At 65.4% G+C, this 16,521-nt stretch carries 12 protein-coding genes and 1 pseudogene; 12 read left to right on the forward strand and 1 reads right to left on the reverse strand.

Annotation, left to right across the window (positions count from 1 at the left end):
- The 12 genes and pseudogenes from A1D30_RS25990 to A1D30_RS06710 all read left to right on the forward strand — a co-directional run.
- A pseudogene (locus A1D30_RS25990) lies at positions 1-222 on the forward strand (hypothetical protein); the annotation flags it as partial.
- A gap of 883 nt (positions 223-1,105) precedes the next feature.
- Entirely contained in the window at positions 1,106-1,843 is a 738-nt protein-coding gene (locus A1D30_RS06665) for a TetR/AcrR family transcriptional regulator (protein ID WP_063460000.1), read from the forward strand.
- 28 nt (positions 1,844-1,871) lie between these two features.
- Entirely contained in the window at positions 1,872-2,801 is a 930-nt protein-coding gene (locus tag A1D30_RS06670) for an SDR family oxidoreductase (RefSeq protein ID WP_063460001.1), read from the forward strand.
- Positions 2,798-4,411: a carboxyl transferase domain-containing protein gene (locus A1D30_RS06675; protein WP_063460002.1), complete on the forward strand. Its 1,614-nt coding sequence runs from the start codon at positions 2,798-2,800 to the stop codon at positions 4,409-4,411. The genes A1D30_RS06670 and A1D30_RS06675 overlap by 4 nt, the downstream gene beginning before the upstream one ends.
- Before the next feature lie 23 nt (positions 4,412-4,434).
- Complete coding sequence (locus A1D30_RS06680) at positions 4,435-5,565, forward strand: hypothetical protein (protein ID WP_063460003.1); 1,131 nt, start codon at positions 4,435-4,437, stop codon at positions 5,563-5,565.
- A 53-nt stretch (positions 5,566-5,618) separates the two neighbouring features.
- Positions 5,619-6,794, forward strand: a complete 1,176-nt coding sequence (locus A1D30_RS06685) for an acyl-CoA dehydrogenase family protein (protein ID WP_063460004.1) — start codon at positions 5,619-5,621, stop codon at positions 6,792-6,794.
- 190 nt (positions 6,795-6,984) lie between these two features.
- Entirely contained in the window at positions 6,985-7,797 is an 813-nt protein-coding gene (locus tag A1D30_RS06690; protein ID WP_063460005.1) for an enoyl-CoA hydratase/isomerase family protein, read from the forward strand.
- Entirely contained in the window at positions 7,794-9,806 is a 2,013-nt protein-coding gene (locus A1D30_RS06695) for a biotin carboxylase N-terminal domain-containing protein (RefSeq protein WP_063460006.1), read from the forward strand. Before A1D30_RS06690 ends, A1D30_RS06695 begins: the two co-directional genes overlap by 4 nt.
- Positions 9,803-10,975 (forward strand): acyl-CoA dehydrogenase family protein, encoded by a 1,173-nt coding sequence (locus A1D30_RS06700; protein ID WP_063460007.1) that lies wholly within the window; start codon positions 9,803-9,805, stop codon positions 10,973-10,975. The genes A1D30_RS06695 and A1D30_RS06700 overlap by 4 nt, the downstream gene beginning before the upstream one ends.
- 145 nt (positions 10,976-11,120) lie before the next feature.
- Positions 11,121-12,032: a 3-keto-5-aminohexanoate cleavage protein gene (locus A1D30_RS06705; RefSeq protein WP_063460008.1), complete on the forward strand. Its 912-nt coding sequence runs from the start codon at positions 11,121-11,123 to the stop codon at positions 12,030-12,032.
- A gap of 409 nt (positions 12,033-12,441) precedes the next feature.
- Positions 12,442-13,656, forward strand: coding sequence for a DNA cytosine methyltransferase (locus A1D30_RS24690; RefSeq protein ID WP_082836352.1), 1,215 nt, complete (start codon positions 12,442-12,444; stop codon positions 13,654-13,656).
- Positions 13,653-14,303 (forward strand): Eco29kI family restriction endonuclease, encoded by a 651-nt coding sequence (locus tag A1D30_RS06710; protein ID WP_063460009.1) that lies wholly within the window; start codon positions 13,653-13,655, stop codon positions 14,301-14,303. Before A1D30_RS24690 ends, A1D30_RS06710 begins: the two co-directional genes overlap by 4 nt.
- Before the next feature lie 29 nt (positions 14,304-14,332).
- Here the strand turns inward: A1D30_RS06710 and A1D30_RS06715 are convergent, their stop codons facing one another.
- Positions 14,333-16,516, reverse strand: a complete 2,184-nt coding sequence (locus tag A1D30_RS06715; RefSeq protein WP_063460010.1) for a 3-hydroxyacyl-CoA dehydrogenase NAD-binding domain-containing protein — start codon at positions 16,514-16,516, stop codon at positions 14,333-14,335.
- Positions 16,517-16,521 lie beyond the last annotated feature (5 nt).

Consider the following 16,521-nt stretch of genomic DNA (forward strand, 5'->3'; position numbering starts at 1 on the left):
CAGCCCGAGTACAGCAGTGAAGACGAGGTGAGTACGGTCGGCTGGAACGGGGTCCTGAGATTCAGGGGAAGGAGCTACAAGCTGAGCAACGCCCTGCAGCACCATAAGGTGGGTATCCGGCCCAAGCAGGACAAGGACGGTTGCTTTGAAGTGTTCTTCGCGCATCACCGCTGTCTGGTGATTGACCTGACTGACACCGAAGCCGTTAAATCAAATCTGTAAACCATGTCCCCGCACACCTGTTAACCATGTGTCCGGTCCATACACTTCGCCAAAGAAAAGTACCCAAAAGAAAGGCGACCCCCAGTCTGCGACCCCTGCGCTTTGCTACGGGGCAAACCTGCGGCGGGGCGGTTGCGGGGTGCGCCGCAGAACTCACTGCGCTGCTTCGCAGCTCCGTTCGGACAACTGCGGCGAGTCAGTTCACGAAGCATGGGCGCTTCGACGCCCATGCCACCCCACAACCGCCCCGCCGCAGGCGCAGCCAGCAGGGGGTGGACAGCCGAACAGCCCCACGGGCCTTTGCTTCGCTCGGCCCCCTCTCGCGGGCGCAAGCGCCACGCGCTGCGCAGGCGGGGCCGAGCGCAGCGATGGCCCGTGTGGATGTCCGATTCGCGGGTTCCCTTCGCGATGCGCCGAGGAGCGCAGGGCGTGGGGCGGCACGCGCGTCGGAGCGCGCGTGCTTCGTGCTCTGACTCGCCGTGGTTGTCCGAGCGGCGCGCGCAGCGCAAAGCGAGTTCCACGGCGCGCCCCACGCCCGAGCACCGCAGGTTGCCCGCAGCGAAGCGGAGGGACGCAGCGTGTAGGGTCGCCCTTTCTTTGGTGACTTTTTTTCGGCGACGCGAAAGAAAGTTACTGCGCCGCCGGGCGCACCCCCCGGCCTCCGCCCCCAACCCCAGCACGACGAGGCTGCGAAAATCTCAGCCCAAACGGCAGTTGAAAGCTGGGATGACTATAAAAACAATAGCTACCAGCGCTTGATGGAAAGGCGCAAGAGGCCAAAAATATCCGAAAATTCAGCCAACCAAAGCAACGCACAGTCGGATGATTTATTTTTACCAAGCACTTGCTTGCTAAAAATAAACAGGTTTGCTATCGTGCCCGCATGGATTCACCCGTGCCGCGCACCAGCGCCATCGCCCCCGCTCCCAAGACCCCCCCGGCCCGCTCCCGCAGCAAGGCCGTAGCCTCCTCCGACGCCAACGCAGCCACCACAGAGGCCACCACCACCCGCCGCCCCCGTGGCCGCCCCCGCAAGACCGCCGAGGAACTCGACGACGGCAACCGCCGCCGCAAGCTCATGGACGGCGCCGCCAAGCTCTTCCGCACCCAGGGCTTCGCCGCCACCAGCACGCGCGACATTGCAGCGGCCGCAGGCATGCACAGCGGCTCGCCCTTCTACCACTTCGAAAGCAAAAGCGCGCTGCTCTACGCCGTGATGAGCGAGGGCATGACCATGGCCACACAAAGCCAGCAGCAGGCACTGGATGCACTGCCCGCCACGGCCACACCGCGCGAGCAGCTGCACATACTCATCCGCCACCACTTCGAGATCCTGCTCGGGCCCCGCAGCAGCTTCATCCCTGTGATGCTTTACGAGTGGCGTTCGCTCACGCCTGCGCAGCGCAAGGGCATTGCCCGCATCAAGGACAGCTACGAGGCCACCTGGATGCCCGTGCTGGAAGCGCTGGCACAGCAGGGCGCGCTGCAGGCCGAGCCCGGTGTGGCGCGGCTGTTCATCTTCGGGGCGCTTAACTGGGCGGTGCAGTGGTTCTCGCCCAAGAAGGGCAAGTCGCTCGACGCGCTCACCGACGAGGCACTCGCCTTGTTCATCCGTTCATAACAAACAACCCCATCAAGGCAGAGTCACCATGGCCCCCACAGCGCGCAACGCCTACCAGTCAGTGTTTGCTCCGGGCCTGTTCCAGGGGCAGGTGGTGGTGGTCACCGGCGGTGGCTCGGGCATAGGCCGTTGCACGGCGCATGAGCTGGCGCACCTGGGCGCGCATGTGGTGCTGGTGGGGCGCAAGCCTGAAAAGCTGCTGGCCGTGGCCGAAGAGATCACCGCCGATGGTGGCCGCGTGTCGTGCCAGGTGTGCGACATCCGATCCGAAGAAGGCGTGGTGGCGCTGGTGCAGCAGATCGTTGCTGCGCAGGGGCGCATCGATGCGCTGGTCAACAACGCGGGCGGGCAGTTCATGGCGCCGCTCGAATCCATCAGCGCCAAGGGCTGGGAGGCGGTGCTGCACACCAACCTCACCGGCGGCTTTTTGATGGCGCGAGAGTTCTACCGGCAGTGGATGGCGCAGCACGGAGGCTCCATCGTCAACATCGTGGCCGACATGTGGGGCTCCATGCCTGGCATGGGGCACAGTGGGGCTGCCCGTGCGGGCATGGTCAGCTTGACGGAAACGGCTGCGCTGGAATGGGCGCACAGCGGTGTGCGCGTGAACGCCGTGGCGCCGGGCTACATCGCCTCCAGCGGCATGGACAACTACCCGCCCGAGGCGGCAGACATGCTGCGCGCCATGCCGCGCACGGTGCCGCTCGGCCGTTTTGGCAACGAGGCCGAGGTGTCGGCGGCCATCACCTTTTTGCTCAGCCCGGCAGCCAGCTTCATCAGCGGCACCACGCTGCGGGTGGATGGCGCACGGCCCCAGGTGCGCATGGGCTGGCCGCAGCGCCCGCCCGGTGCCACCGCCGCAGCACACCCGGCCGTGCGGCCGTTTGACGGCTTTCACCGCGCGCAGGTGCCGCAGGTGTTTGCACCTTCCCATACCCCCAAGACCGAGGCCGCATGACTGCCGTCTTCACCTCCCGATTCAACCCAGGCAGCGCCGAGGCCACGCAGCGCCGCGCAGCGCTGCAGGCCCGCCTGGATGCCCTGCGCGCGTTGGAAGAGCGTGCCGCCGCCGCCTCGGCCCGCTCGCTCCCCCAGTTTGAAAAACGCGGCCAGCTGCTACCGCGCCAGCGCGTGGCGCTGCTGCTGGATGCCGGTGCGCCCTGGCTTCCGCTGTGCACGCTGGCGGGCTACCTGCAGGATGTGAAAGACCCCGAGAAGTCCGTGCCCGGTGGCGGCATGGTCGCGGGCATTGGTTTTGTCAGCGGTGTGCGCTGCATGGTGGTGGCCAGCGATTCGGGCATCGAGGCGGGGGCGATCCAGCCCATGGGGCTGGAAAAGATCTTGCGCGTGCAGGAGATCGCGCTGCAAAACCGCTTGCCGTTCATCCACCTTGTGGAGAGCGCGGGCGCCAACCTCATGCGCTACCGGGTGGAGGGCTTCGTGCACGGCGGCACACTGTTCCGCAACCTCGCGCGGCTGTCGGCGGCGGGCATTCCGGTGATCACCGTGCAGCACGGCTCGGGCACCGCAGGCGGTGCTTACATGCCGGGGCTGTCGGATGTGGTCATCATGGTGCAGGGCCGCTCGCGCGCCTTTCTGGCCGGGCCACCGCTGCTCAAGGCTGCCACGGGCGAGATCGCGACGGAAGAAGAACTGGGCGGAGCCGAGATGCACACCGCTGTGTCCGGTTTGGGCGAATACCTGGCCCAGGACGACCGCGAGGCCATTGGCCTGGCGCGCGATGTGGTCGCGCAGCTGGGCTGGAACATGCCCCGGCGACCCAGCGCGCCTGTACCTCTCTTGCCCGCAGACGACCTGCTGTCCCTGATGTCTGCCGACCTGCGCCAGCCCGTGGACATGCGCGAGGTGATGGCGCGGCTGGTCGATGGCTCGGAATTGCTGGAGTTCAAGGCCCGCTACGGCATGGCTACGGTGTGCGCGCAGGGCCACATCGGCGGGCATGCCGTCGGCTTCATCAGCAACAACGGTCCCATCGACGTGGCGGGTGCCAACAAGGCCACGCACTTCATCCAGTGGATGTGCCAGCTGGGCCACCCCATCATCTACCTGCAGAACACCACGGGCTACATGGTGGGCAAGGACAGCGAGCAGGGCGGCATGATCAAGCACGGCAGCAAGATGATCCAGGCCGTGACCAACGCCACCGTGCCTCAGATCACCATCCAGTGCGGCGCCAGTTTTGGCGCGGGCAACTACGGCATGTGCGGGCGGGGCTATGCGCCGCGCTTCCTGTTCAGCTGGCCCGGTGCCAAGACGGCGGTGATGGGCGGCGAGCAGGCGGCGCGCACCATGCAGATCGTGACCGAGGCAGCGCTCGCGCGCAAAGGCATCACGCCCGACCCGGCCGAGTCGCAGGCCCAGTTCGACAAGATCGTCGCCATGTTCGAGGCCCAGGCCGATGTGTTCTACACCAGCGGCCTGCTGCTGGACGACGGCGTGATCGACCCGCGCGACACGCGCGCCGTGCTGGCGTTTTGCCTGGACACCTGCGCCGAGGCCCAGGCCCGCACGCTGCGGCCCCTGAGCTTTGGCGTGGCGCGGATGTAAGCGCTTCGCACGCAATCTCCCCGATGGCCGAGCCTCTCAAACACCTGCTCAATGATTCCGTGCCGCCGCGCATCGCTGCCATGGTGCGGCGCGCGTGGCGCAAGTTCGATACCACTGCATTTCTGCAGCAGGTAGAGCCCGGCTACGAATCGCTGAAGCTGATGGCACGCGGCCAGCGCATTGCGCAGGCCCTGCAGGCCCACCTGCCGCAAGACGTGCCACGCGCGCTGGGTGTGCTGGTCGAATCGATGGACCCGCCGATGGGCATCGATGCCGCCGGTGAGCCCGATGCGGGTGACCGCCCCTACAGCGCCTTCCTGTACCTGCCGCACAGCATCTACATCGGCAAACACGGCCTGCCGCATTTCGAGGCGGCCATGGCCGCGCAGCACGCGCTCACCCAGCGCTTTACGGCCGAGTTCTGCATTCGCCCCTACCTGCTGCACCACCAGGGCGCCACGCTTGCGCGGCTGCGCGACTGGGCGCAGGACGACAACGCCCATGTGCGCCGTCTGGTGAGCGAAGGCACGCGGCCCCGCCTGCCCTGGGCGCCGCGCTTGCCCGCGTTCCAAAAGGACCCGCAGCTGGCCCTGCCGTTGCTCGACGCGCTCAAGGACGACCCATCGTCCTACGTGCGCCGCTCGGTCGCCAACCACCTGGGCGATATCGCCAAGGACCACCCCGACCTCGCCGTAGGCACCGCGCGCACCTGGCTGCAGGGCGCACCCGCACCGCGTGAAGCCCTGGTGCGCCACGGCCTGCGTTTTCTTATCAAACGCGGCGACGCCGCTGCGCTCGATGCCCTGGGCGTGGGCCATGCCGTGGCGCTGGATGTGCGGGCCGCGCGCGTGCTGCCCGCCCGTGCGCGCATCGGCGACAAGGTGCGCATCGAAGCCGAGCTGCACAACCCCACACCCCAGCCCCAGCGCGTGCTGGCCGACCTCAAAGTGCATTACGTCAAGGCCCACGGCGGCACGGCGCCCAAGGTGTTCAAGCTGCAAACGCTGGACATAGCCCCCGGCGCCACCGTGGCCGTGGGCAAGACACTGTCGCTGCAGCAGATGACCACACGCACCCACTACCCCGGCGCGCACCAGGTGGAGCTGGTGCTCAACGGGCGGCCCCAGCCGCTGGGGCAGTTTCAGCTTTCGTGATCGAGGTTTGCAGGCACACAAACACACAAACGCAACAGCAGGAGACAAGCACCATGCAGTTCACACACGAGCACCGCGAGATCCAGAAGACCCTCAAGCGCTTCATCGACGAAGAGATCAACCCCCATGTGGACGAGTGGGAGGCGGCCGAGATCTTCCCCGCGCACGAGGTCTTCAAGAAGATGGGCAACCTGGGCCTGCTGGGCCTGTGCAAGCCCGAGGAATACGGCGGCCAGGGCCTGGACTATTCGTACAGCCTGGCCATGGCCGAGGCGCTGGGCCACATCCACTGCGGCGGCGTGCCCATGGCCATCGGCGTGCAGACCGACATGTGCACCCCGGCGCTGGCGCGCTATGGCAGCGAAGAACTCAAGCGCAACTTTCTGGCCCCTGCGATTGCGGGCGACATGGTGGGCTGCATCGGCGTGAGCGAGCCTGCGGCGGGCAGCGATGTGTCGGGCATCAAGAGCGTGGCGCGCAAGGACGGCGACGACTACGTGATCACCGGCCAGAAGATGTGGATCACCAACAGCCTGCAGGCCGACTGGATGTGCATGCTGGTGAACACGGGCGAAGGGCCTGTGCACAAGAACAAGAGCCTGGTGATGGTGCCCATGCGCGATGGCCCCGGCGGCAAGCTCACCAAGGGCATCGAGGTGGCGCAGAAGATCCGCAAGATCGGCATGCACAGCAGCGACACGGGCCTGATCTATTTTGACGAAGTGCGCGTGCCACAGCGTTACCGCATCGGTGCCGAAGGGCAGGGCTTCATCTACCAGATGCAGCAGTTCCAGGAGGAGCGTCTGTGGTGCGCCGCCAGCACGCTTGAATCGCTGAACCACTGCATCCAGTGGACCATCGACTACGCGCAAGAGCGCAGGTTGTTTGGCGCCACGCTGGCCGACCAGCAGTGGGTGCAGTTCAAGCTGGCCGAGCTCAAGACCGAGGTCGAAGCGCTGCGTGCACTCACCTACCGCGCCTGCGACCTGTATGTGAACGGGCAGGACGTGCTGGAGCTGGCCAGCATGGCCAAGCTCAAGGCTGGCCGCCTGAACCGCGAGGTGCCCGACACCTGCCTGCAGTTCTGGGGCGGCATGGGCTACACGCTGGAGAACAAGGTCTCGCGCATGTACCGCGACGGGCGGCTGGCGTCCATCGGCGGGGGCGCGGATGAAGTGATGCTGGGCATTCTTGCCAAGCTGATGGGCATTGCGAAACGACCGGTATGACGAACCACTGGTTCTCCTCAGAAGTACGCGGTGCTCGCCGTCTAGCCCCTCGCCCCTCGTGGGAGAGGGGTTGGGGAGAGGGGGTGAACTTGCGCCGTGCCCCAGTCCAAGACCCCCTCTCCCCGGCCCTCTCCCGCGAGGGGAGAGGGAGTGAATGCAGCCCGCTGCGCGCGCGCAATGGATCACTGAAATGACCCCTGCCTCTTTGCTCATCGACCGCGTGCCGCTGCCCAGCGGCAGCGTTGAAACATGGACGCTGAATGACCCCGCCAGCCGCAATGCCCTGTCGGAGGCGATGGTGGATGCCCTGCTGGCCGCATGCGAGCGCGCTGCGGCCGATGCCGACCTGCGTGGCGTGGTGTTGCGCGGTGCCGGTGGGCACTTCTGCGCAGGTGGCAGCCTGGGCGGTTTTGCCAAGACCATCGGACAGCCGTTGGCTTCTGGTGAGGACGACCCGCTGGTGCCGCTGAACCGCCGCTTTGGCGCGCTGCTGCAGGCACTGTGCGCGCTGCCGCAGTGGCTCATCGTGGCGGTGGAAGGTGCTGCGATGGGCGGCGGCTTTGGCCTGGTGTGCTGCGCCGACCAGGTGCTAGCCCATGCCAGCGCTCAGTTCGCCACGCCCGAGGTCACGCTGGGCATCGTGCCCGCGCAGATCGCGCCGTTTGTGGTGCAGCGCCTGGGCCCTGCAGCGGCGCGGCGGTGTTTGCTGACGGGCGAGCGCTGGGATGCCGCTACCGCCCAGCGCTTGGGCCTGGTCGATGACGTGGTGGAGGGTGACATGGATGCTGCTGTACGGGCTGCCATCGCACGCCACACCGCCGCCGCACCCCAAGCCGTAGCCGCCACCAAACGTTTGCTGCTGGCCCAGCCAGATAAGCCATTGCCCGCGCTGCTCGATGACGCCGCCATCGCCTTTGCGCAGGCGCTGCGCGGGCCCGAGGCTCCGCAAGGGCTGGCTGCATTTGCCGCACGCAAGGTGCCGCCGTGGAGTGCGAACTCATGAAGAAAATTCTCATAGCCAATCGATCAGAGATCGCCCGCCGCATCATTCACACCGCCCACCGCATGGGCATCGAAACGGTCGCGGTTTACTCCGACCCCGATGCCAGCGCCCTGCACGTGCGCGAAGCCACCCAGGCCGTCGCTTTGGGCGGCGCAGCCAGCGCCGACACCTATCTGCGCACCGACAAGCTGTTGGCCGCAGCCCGCGCCACCGGCGCCGATGCCGTGCACCCCGGCTATGGCTTCCTCAGCGAGAACGCCGACTTTGCCCAGGCCGTGGTGGATGCAGGCCTGACCTGGATCGGCCCGCCGCCTGCAGCCATCCGCGCGCTGGGCAGTAAGGCCGGTGCGAAGGCATTGGCGGTCGCGCACTGCGTGCCCTGCCTGCCCGGCTATGCGGGGGACGACCAGAGCGACGAGCGCTTTGCCGCCGAGGCCGCACGCATCGGCACACCCCTCATGGTCAAGGCCGTGGCAGGCGGGGGAGGGCGCGGCATGCGCCTGGTCACTGACCTAGCGCAGTTGCCCGCCGCACTGGCCAGTGCGCGGTCGGAGGCTCTGGCGGGTTTTGGCTGTGGCGACTTGCTCATCGAGCGTGCGCTGCTGCAGCCGCGCCATGTGGAGGTGCAGATCTTTGCCGACGCCCACGGCGCCTGCATCCACCTGGGCGAGCGCGATTGTTCGGTGCAGCGCCGCCACCAGAAGATCATTGAAGAGGCGCCGAGCCCCGCCGTGGACGCAGCGCTGCGCGAGCGCATGGGTGCCTGCGCCGTGGCGCTGGCGCAGGCTGCGGGGTATGTGGGCGCGGGCACCGTGGAGTTTCTGCTGGACGGCCCAGATTTCTACCTGATGGAGATGAACACCCGCCTGCAGGTGGAGCACCCGGTGACCGAAGCGCTCACGGGGCTGGACCTGGTGGAGTGGCAGATCCGAGTGGCTCGGGGCGAGCCGCTGCCGCTCACGCAAGATCAGGTGCATCTGCAAGGCCACGCCATCGAAGTGCGCCTGTGTGCCGAAGACGCGCATTTCCGCCCCCACACCGGCCGTGTGCTGCAGTTCAGCGCGCCGCCCGCCACCGCGTTTGAACGGGCTGCGCCGGGCGCGCTGCGCTTTGACCATGCGCTAGAGGAGGGGGCCGAAGTCACGCCCCACTACGACGCCATGCTGGGCAAGCTCATCGTGCACGCCCCCACGCGGGCCGAGGCCATCGCCGCGCTGGTACGTGCGCTGCACAGCACCCGCGTGCTGGGCCTGCCCACCAACCGCGCGTTTCTGGCAGCGTGCCTGCAGCACCCGGTGTTTGGCGCGGGGCATGCCCTGGTGCCGTTTCTCGCGGAGCATGCGGCGCAGCTACAAGGGTTGCTATCAAATATAGAGCTGAAAGTGCTTGTGCAGAGCGCGGTAGCGGTCATTTTTTCTTCAAATTCTTCGGGCGCCGCGTCTGCCCAACTGCCCTGCGCGCTGGCCCGGCCGCTGCGCCTGCGCCACCAGGGCCAGGTGGTTCCGCTGGCCGTGCGCGAGCTGGGCGCGGGGCGGCTGTGGGTGGAGCATGCGGGTGGCACCACCCACCTGCAGCTGGCGCCGCAGGCTGCGGGCATGGTGCGCATCACCACCATGCAGACCGGCGCGGTGGGTGAGGTGCACCATGCCGACCACACCGTGCGCGCCGTTCCGGTGGGCCCCCGGCGCTGGCACTGGCAAACCGGCGGTGTGGACGGCTGGGTGGAAGACGCCTCGTGGGAGCCCGCTGCGCGCGCGGGTGCGGCGGGCGGTGCGACGGAGTTGCGCGCCCCCTTCAACGGCAAGGTGGTCGCGCTGCCCGTGGCAGCAGGCCAGGCGCTGTCGGCGGGCGACACGGTGGTGGTCATCGAATCCATGAAGCTCGAACACAGCCTGGCCAGCCCGGTCGCAGCCACTGTGGCCGAGTTGTTGGTCGCCCCCGGCCAGCAGGTGTCGCCTGGCCAGGTGCTGGCCCGCTTTGCACCTGCCACGCAAGGAGCGCCCGCATGACCGCCCCATCCGCTGCGATTTCTGTGAGCGACGAAGAGCGCACCGCCCTCGCCGACACCGTCACCCGCTTCGCCCGCGCCGAGATCGCCCCGCATGTGGACGCGTGGGACGCGGCCGGTGAATTCCCCCGCAGCCTGTACCGCCACGCGGCCGACCTGGGTCTGCTGGGCCTGGGCTACCCCGAGCAGTACGGCGGCACACCCGCCAGCTACGCCTTGCGCCTGCCGCTGTGGCGCGCGCTCAGCCGCCACGGCGCCAGCGGCGGCGTGCTGGCCAGCCTGCTGTCGCACAACATCGGCCTGCCGCCCGTGCTGGCGCATGGCAGCGACGCGGTGCGTGCCGAGGTCATCCCGCCCGTGCTGGCGGGTGAGCAGATCGCCGCACTGGCGATCACCGAGCCCGGTGGCGGGTCCGACGTGGCGCAGCTCAAGACTACCGCGCGGCGCGAGGGCGACGAGTACATCGTCAACGGCGAAAAGGTGTTCATCACCTCCGGCATGCGCGCAGACTGGATCACGGTAGCTGTCAGAACGGGAGAAGCAGGAAGCAAGGGCAGCGCAGGCATCTCCATGCTGCTCATCCCCGGCCACAGCGCAGGCCTGTCGCGCAGCAAACTCGACAAGATGGGCTGGCTCTGCTCCGACACCGCCCACCTGCGGTTTGACAACGTGCGCGTGCCCGCCCGCTACCTGTTGGGCGAAGAGGGCGCGGGCTTTCGGATCATCATGGCCAACTTCAACGGCGAACGTTTTGGCCTGGCCGCATCGGCCCTGGGCTTTGCCGAGGCCTGCTACGACGAAGCTCTGGCCTGGGCCCGCCAGCGCAAGACCTTTGGCGCCGCGCTGGTCGAGCACCAGGTCATCCGCCACAAGCTGGTGGACATGCAGATGCGCATCCAGTCCACCGCCGCGTGGTGCGAATCCGTGGCCGCGCAGGCCGATGCGAGCCGCACCGGGCCCGAGTGGGTGGCGCAGGTTTGCATGTTGAAAAACCACGCCACCCAAACCATGCAGTTCTGTGCCGACCAGGCCGTGCAGATCCTGGGCGGCATGGGCTTCATGCGCGGCACCGTCAGCGAGCGCATCTACCGCGAGGTCAAAGTCATGATGATCGGCGGCGGTGCGGAAGAAATCATGAAAGACCTGGCTGCACGTCAGCTAGGCATTTGAGTCGTGCCATGGGCCAGAAACTCACCTCGGCCCCAACCGTTCGGGCTGAGCCTGTCGAAGCCAGGGCGCCCCGCCTTCGACAGGCTCAGGCCGAACGGTCGAGGGATTGCGAAACAAGAGCAGTAACGCTATTCGGAGACGCACCATGACCAGCAGCCATACCACCAGCAACAAAGCCATCATCACCTGCGCCATCACCGGCGTGTTGACCGACCCCGGCCAGCACCACGTGCCCGTCACGCCCGAGCAACTGGCCAAAGAAGCCCGCGGCGCCTGCGACGCAGGCGCCGCCGTGGTCCACGTGCACTTTCGCAACCAGGAGCCCGGCAAGGGCCACCTGCCCAGCTGGGACCCGCAGGTGGCGCGCGACTGCGTGCAAGCCATGCGCGAGGCCTGCCCGGGTTTGATCATCAACCAGACCACCGGTGTGGTCGGCCCCCACTACCAGGGCCCGCTCGACTGCCTGCGCGCCACCCGCCCCGAGATGGCCGCGTGCAACGCCGGCTCGCTCAACTACCTGAAGGTGCGCAGCAACGGCACCTGGGCCTGGCCGCCCATGCTGTTCGACAACCAGCCCGCCAAGGTCAAGGACTTCATCGACGTGATGCTGGAGACCGGCACGCTGCCCGAGTTCGAATGCTTCGACGTGGGCATCGTGCGCTGCGTGGAGATGTATGTGCAGACCGGCATGTACACCGAGCGCCTGCCCGAATACAACTTTGTGATGGGCGTCGAATCCGGCATGCCCGCCGACCCGGACCTGCTGCCCATCTTGCTCAAGCTCAAGATCAAAGGCGCTCCCTGGCAAGCCACCGTCATCGGCCGCAGCGAGATCTGGCCCGTGCACCAGCGCGTGGCCGAACTGGGCGGGCATCTGCGCACGGGGCTGGAGGACACGTTCTATCTGCCGGATGGGACCAAGGCGGATTCGAACGGGCCGTTGATCGAGAAGCTGGCGGAGTACGCGCGGAATGCAGGGCGGGAGGTGGCTTCGCCGCAGGAGGCGCGGGGGATGTTGGGGTTGAAATACGTAAATGCTGAGGTTGCCGATGTATGAGGGAGCTATTTTTTAAGCCCTTTGCATTTAGGTGGTCAACGCAGCGCGTGAGGTGGTCTTGAGAGGGGGCTGGTCGCTAAACCACTGGATACCGGTCTATTCATCCTTGCAAATTGATCGGCCTTCGATCAATTTGCAAGGAACTTTGCAGCAAGTGGGAAACATCCTGGTCAGTCTGCGCTAGTGCATTCCTGCTGTGGATTGCGTTGGTCTGATCACAAGGTTACGAGGCGCCGTCCTGAAAAGAGCCATGCATCGAGATACTTGCGCACATTTCGTGGAAGCTTCAGCAGGTGCTGCCTCCGTTCCGTTTGGCCTCTCCCATTTAAGCTGCTTTGGCAGCAGGAGCGCAGCAAGCCGCTGGTAAACTACTGGATGAAAAAACAGAGGTTTGCAATGGAGTTGCGCGATGAGATCAGTTGAACTTTTCGCTGGTGCTGGTGGCCTCGCGATGGGATGTGAGATCGCTGGATTCGAACATTTGGCCGTAGTGGAGTGGGACAAATGGGCCTGCGACACTGTCCGTGAGAACCAGAAGCGAGGCTACCCAATCTTGGCTGGCTGGAATTTGCATGAAGGGGATGTTCGAGCGTTTGACTGGTCGTCGATTCCGAAGGACATTGAACTGCTGGCCGGTGGGCCTCCTTGTCAGCCATTCTCAATTGGGGGCAAGCACAAGGCACATCACGACGGCCGCGACATGTTTCCGGCCACTGTCGAGGTCATCCGACATCTGCGGCCCAAGGCTTTCATCGTGGAAAACGTCAAAGGGCTGACGCGATCAGCCTTTGCCAACTATTTCCACTACATCCAACTGCAGCTGGAGTTTCCCGAACTGCCGCCTCGTTTAGATGAGGATTGGGCTGAGCATTTGGCGCGCTTGCAAATGGAGAAAAGTTCCGGAAAGCGCAAAGGCAGTGGGCTTACCTATAACGTCATACCTACCTTGGTGAATGCCGCCGACTATGGCGTGCCGCAAAAGCGTGAACGCGTATTCATCATTGGATTCCGGGATGATTTAGAAATCGAGTGGTCCTTTCCCGCTCCGACCCATAGCTACGATGCTCTGCTCTACGAGCAATGGATCAGCGGGGCATATTGGCGACGTCATCGTATTTCCCGACCGGAGATGCCGGACAAGATTGCAGCGCGTGTAGCCACGATTAGGATATCCAGAGAGCCACGGACTACCTTGCCGTGGCGCACTGTGCGCGATGCAATCCAAGGGTTGCCGGACCCCGAGTCTCCAACAGCGTTCCAGGTGCCCAATCATGTGTTCCAGCCCGGTGCGCGTGTCTACCCCGGTCATACGGGGAGCCCGCTTGATTTACCAGCCAAGACACTCAAGGCGGGTGGTCATGGTGTCCCTGGCGGTGAAAATATGCTTGTAAAGGACGATGGGAGCGTGCGTTACTTCACGGTCCGTGAAAGCGCCCGAATTCAAACCTTTCCCGATGGCTTTCATTTTCACGGAAGCTGGTCTGAAACCATGCGGCAACTCGGCAATGCAGTGCCTGTTGTCTTGGCGCAGCGCGTGGCAAGTTCCGTAGCTGAACAATTGGCTTTGGCCGAGCTGAAACGAGTTGCCTCAATGGTGCCAAGCGTTAAGAGGAAAAGTGCGTGACTGGGCAGGTTATTCCATTCAATCCGCTTGACAAGAAGAACCTTGGCGCAAGCGTTGCTGAGGCCTTGCTGACTAAAGAAGTTCATCCACTTGGCCGTTTGCCTGTGTTTGAAGGTGCCGGTATCTATGCGATTTACTACACAGGTAGTTTTCCCGCATATCAACAGCTAGCGCGCTTGAACTGCGACTGCAAGTTCCTGCTTCCTATTTATGTGGGCAAGGCGGTCCCCGCAGGTGCCCGGATGGGGGCTAGTTTGGAGCTAGCGGCGGGGAAGGTCTTGAGCAAGCGACTCAAAGAGCACGCAGATAGCATCAAAGCAGCCGCAAACCTGAATATTGATGATTTCTACTGTCGGTTCTTGGTGGTGGACGATATCTGGATTCCACTCGGTGAGTCATTGATCATCGCGAGGTTTACTCCGATTTGGAACTCCCTGATTGACGGTTTTGGAAACCACAATCCCGGCAAAGGGCGACACGCAGGCATGCGCCCACGCTGGGACGTATTGCATCCTGGTCGTGGCTGGGCGGCCAATCTTGCGGAGCGCGCTGAAACTGCGCAAGAGATTGCCCAGGATGCAGAAACGTATTTGAAAGTTCTGCCTGCGTGCCTGTCGGGTCAGTTTATTGAAGCAGAGGGTGAATAGGGTATGAGTCTCTGCAGGCTGTTTCTACGTTAATACACCGGTTGAAAATTAGCAACCGTTGCTCGGGCCCTCGCAGTCAACGCAAACCCCGTTCCATACTTCGCCGCCAGTTCATCCGCGCGCTTCAGGAACGCCTCCACCCCAGTTCCATAAATGAACTGCATCGCCCCCCCCGTCCACGCCGGAAACCCAATCCCAAAAATCGACCCGATGTTCGCGTCATGCACGCTGGTCAGCACCCCTTCGGCCAGGCAGCGCGCGGTTTCGATGGCCTGGCGGTAGAGCAGACGGTCCTGAATCTCCTGCACGCTCCACTCCACGCCGGGCTTTTCGAACAAGGGTTTCAGCTCCGGCCACAGGTGCTTCTTGGCGCCTGCGGGGTAGTCGTAAAAGCCGCCGCCACCCGCGCGTCCGGGGCGCTTCAGTTCCTTGACCATGCGCTCCACCAGCAGCTCACCGGGTGTGGCTGTGTAGGTCTTGCCTTCGGTCGCGTAGTCGGCACGGGTCTGGTCCAGCACGTGCACGCTCAGGGTCAGCGCGGTTTCGTCCATCACGGCCAGCGGGCCCACGGGCAGGCCGGCCTGCATGGCGGCGTTTTCAATGGCGGCGGCGGGGATGCCTTCGCCCAGCATGGCGGCGCCTTCCATCACGAAGGTGCCGAAGGTGCGGCTGGTGTAGAAGCCGCGTGAGTCGTTGACGACGATGGGCACCTTGCCCAGGGCCTGCACGTAGTCGAACGCGCGGGCCACGGTCTCGTCGTCCGTCTGATTGCCGCGAATGATCTCCACGAGCTTCATCTTGTCCACGGGGCTGAAGAAGTGGATGCCGACAAACTTCTCGGGCCGGCTGCTGGCCGTGGCCAGGCCGCTGATGGGCAGGGTGGAGGTGTTGCTGGCGAAGAAGCCGCCGGGTGCCAGCTGCGGCTCGGCCTCTTGCGTGACTTTGGCTTTCAGGTCACGGCTTTCGAACACGGCTTCGATGATGAGGTCGCAGCCCGCCAGGTCGGCCGCGCTGGCGGTGGGCGTGATGCGCGAGAGCAGCGCTTGCTGCGCCTCGGCCGTCATGCGGCCCTTGTCCACACGGGCCTGGGTGAGCTTGGCGCTGTAGGCTTTGCCCGCCTCGGCCTTTTCCGCGCTCACGTCCTTGAGCACGGTGGCGATGCCCCGGCTGGCCTGGGCCCAGGCGATGCCCGCGCCCATCATGCCCGCGCCCAGGATGCCGACCTTTTGGGGTTTGTAGCGTGGGGCCACAGCTCCATTTACAGCGGGGCGCGACTTGCCGCTCTTGATCGCGTTCATGTCGAAGAAGAACGTGTTGATCATGTTGCGCGCCACGGGGCCGGTCATCAGGCGGGCGAGGTAGCGGCTTTCGATGCGCAGGGCGGTGTCGTAGTCCACCATGGCGCCTTCCACCATGGCGGCGAGAGCTGCCTCGGGCGCGGGGTAGCGGCCGCGCGTGGTCTTTTTGAGCATGGCAGGGGCTACCGTGAGGGCGCCTGCAATCTTGGGGTTGGCGGGCGTGCCGCCGGGCATCTTGTAGTTTTTGTCGTCCCACGGCTGCACCGCGTGCGGGTGGGTGGAGATGTGGGCCAGCGCGGCGGGCAGCAGTTGCTCGCGCGTGGCCACCAGCTCGTGCACCAGTTGCAGCTCCAGCGCCTCGGCGGGGTTGAAGAGCTTGCCTTCCAGGATGTAAGGCTGCGCGCCCATCAGGCCCAGCAGGCGGGTCATCTTGGTCACGCCGGTGGCGCCAGGCATCAGGCCCAGCGTGACCTCGGGCAGGCCGAACTGGATCTTGGGGTCGGCCACGGCGATGCGGTAGTGGGCGACCAGGGCCACCTCCCATCCGCCGCCCAGCGCCGCGCCGTTGAGGCACGCCACCACGGGGATGCCCAGGGTTTCGAGCGTGCGGAAGTGCTTCTTCATGCGCTCGATTTCGCCAAACGCGTTGGGTGCATCGGCGGGCGTGAGGCGCATGGTGGCCTTGAGGTCGGCGCCCGCAAAGAAGCTGGTCTTGGCCGACGCGAGCACGATGCCCTTGAGCGCGGCGCCCAGGCGTTCGCGGTCGGCTGCTACCCGCGCCGTGACCTCGCCCAGCTCCTGCTGCCACTGGCGGCACATGGTGTTGACGGGGGAGTTGGTTTCGTCAAACGTGATGACGGCAACTTCGCCGTCGGTGCCCTGGGCGGGGATGAGTTCGTAGCGGATGGTTTGCATGATGT

The sequence above is a fragment of the Acidovorax sp. GW101-3H11 genome (assembly GCF_001633105.1).
GTDB lineage: Bacteria > Pseudomonadota > Gammaproteobacteria > Burkholderiales > Burkholderiaceae_C > Acidovorax.